The organism is Streptomyces sp. NPDC055099, assembly GCF_053607685.1.
Genome location: NZ_JBSGUA010000066.1, coordinates 1 through 2010, shown reverse-complemented (window position 1 = coordinate 2010; position 2010 = coordinate 1). Strand labels below are relative to the sequence as shown.

2 protein-coding genes and 2 pseudogenes are annotated in these 2010 nt (G+C 67.7%); 1 reads left to right on the top strand and 3 read right to left on the bottom strand.

What is annotated here, in order from left to right; all coding sequences use genetic code 11:
* The 3 genes and pseudogenes from ACWFRU_RS42305 to ACWFRU_RS42295 form a co-directional block, all read right to left on the bottom strand.
* Positions 1–509, bottom strand: a pseudogene (locus ACWFRU_RS42305) (hypothetical protein); the annotation flags it as partial.
* 13 nt (positions 510–522) lie between these two features.
* A complete protein-coding gene (locus ACWFRU_RS42300; RefSeq protein WP_367509844.1) occupies positions 523–819 on the bottom strand; it encodes a hypothetical protein in 297 nt (98 codons plus the stop codon).
* 8 nt (positions 820–827) lie between these two features.
* Positions 828–1304: a hypothetical protein gene (locus tag ACWFRU_RS42295; RefSeq protein WP_367509846.1), complete on the bottom strand. Its 477-nt coding sequence runs from the start codon at positions 1302–1304 to the stop codon at positions 828–830.
* 493 nt (positions 1305–1797) lie between these two features.
* Here ACWFRU_RS42295 and ACWFRU_RS42290 point away from each other — a divergent pair.
* Positions 1798–2010, top strand: a pseudogene (locus ACWFRU_RS42290) (NlpC/P60 family protein); the annotation flags it as partial.

Genomic DNA, 2010 nt, shown 5'->3' with positions numbered 1-2010 from the left:
CTGCGCACGTAGGCGCCGGACGGCATGGGAGCGCCCGGCTTGAGGCCCATGTCCCGGGAGATCACCTTGCCGTTGTCAATGGACCCCAGCTCAACACGCTCGGCGGCGGCCTCGGACTGGTCCTCCTTCGCCACGTAGCTGTAGTAGAGCCGCAGCTGCTCATCGACGTGGGACGTGCTGCCCTCGACCGTGTTGTTGCTGCTGGCGGCCAGCGCCGCGACCGCGCCCTCGGTGGTGTGCGGGAATTCGACCTCGCTGCCGCGCTCGTCGGTGCGCTTCCCCCGCGGAAGTGCCGCCCAGCGCTGCGGGTCGGTCCAGTCCTCCGGCTGCTCGTACGAGGGTTTCGGATCCGCGGCCGCCGACGAGGAGGAACCGGCCTTGCCCGGCGCATCACCGCCGTCCCCGTCCCCGCTGAAAATCGCGTACCCGGTCAGTGCGAGTACGGCCGCCAGGGCGGCGCCGGCGAACCAGACGCTCTTGCCCTTCCACGCGCTCCTGGTGCGTCCCATGCCCCCGCCCCCCTCAGGCCGCGATGTTGTTGAGGATGGCGATCAGGCTGGACGACAGAATGATCGCGGCCACACCGCCGCCCATCCACTTGAACGGTTCGGATCCGCCGCCGTTACGCGACTTGTCCACCACGGCCAGCTTGTAGACGCCGAAGGCGGCGCCGCCGACACCGGCCAGGATCAGCAGCCACAGGGCGTACCCGATGACCTCGCTGACGTCATCGCTCATCCCGGGAATCGGCGTGGGCTTCGCCCCCGGGATCATGTCGGCCGCCAACTGGAGGTCGGTGACGATGCGAGCCAGTCCCATGCCCATGTTCATTTCCCCTCGATCGTGCGCCGCAGCTTCGCCGCCGCGGCTCGGACGTCCTTGTACTCAAGGGCCTCCTCGGCCCCCTTCACCGCACGCAGCACCGGGAGGTACGGCACCCGCGCCACACCGGCCAGACGGCTGCCCAGGCCCCGGATGAGGTAGCGCGCGTCCTCCACCGGGCGGGCGGGTGCGTCGGCCACCAGCACGAGCCAGGGCCTCGGCCGGTCCCCCCAGCGCAGCAGCGTCTCCTGCACCCGCATCGCGGCGTGCAGGGTGGTGTCCGCGACCAGCACCGGAGCGACCGCGTACGGGATCGGCTCGCCCGGACCCAGGATCCGCGCGCATGTGCCGTTGGCATCACCGTCGAGCATCCGGGCGACCGTCGCAACTGCAATGCCATTGCCGTCGACCGGAATCATCGCGTACCGGAGCGCAACCTGCGCCGTGGTGACCGGTGTTGCTGTCACCGGCTGAGTGCTCATGACGCAACTCCCCCTGTGGTATTCACGTTGGCCACGATATTGGGATCGTGAGACGACTGAGGTTAGCGTGATCCTCCGACACCCCCGGTGGAGATTTACCGGGTGACGTCAGGTCAGCTGCTTGACGCGTTCGCGAACAGCGACGGAAGACCACAGCGAAAGAGGAGCGTTTTAAGACAATGGCTGAATTCAGCCCCGCACGTCCGGACCGCTCCAACGCGCCAGCGCCAGCACTCATCAGCCACCCCCCGAGTCGCCAACGACCCCGCGTGAAGACGGTTCTGACCGCATCACAGAGCGGCCGACCGGCTTCCCCCCGAGCAAACCAGTTGCTCCGCGAGACCGAAATCCGACTCTACGTGAGACCGGATCCGGCCGAAGGCCCGGACCCTGCCGCAAAGGGGGCGCGCACCCTGATCAGACCGTGATCTAGTACGGCAGAAAGTCACACAACCGGCACCGGGAAAAGCAGCAAAAGCACGGGGGGCAGCACGTGAAGGTGGTCATCGGAGTCGTAGCGGGAGTAGTGGGCCTGATCCTGCTGATCGTCATCGGGGCCGTGGTCCTGATTGTGGAAAACGATGCGTCAGCTGCCGAAACGGCCGACGGCGGTGGCGGCCTGCAAGGGGTGCCCGCCGAGTTCCGGAAGTACATCCTCCAGGCCGATGCCGAGTGCAAAGAACCGGCGATGACCCCGGCCCTGCTG

Excerpts from the sequence above, each read along its gene's own strand:
- ACWFRU_RS42300 (WP_367509844.1), bottom strand. The coding sequence starts at position 819 with ATGGGACTGGCTCGCATCGTCACCGACCTCCAGTTGGCGGCCGACATG.
- ACWFRU_RS42295 (WP_367509846.1), bottom strand. The coding sequence starts at position 1,304 with ATGAGCACTCAGCCGGTGACAGCAACACCGGTCACCACGGCGCAGGTT.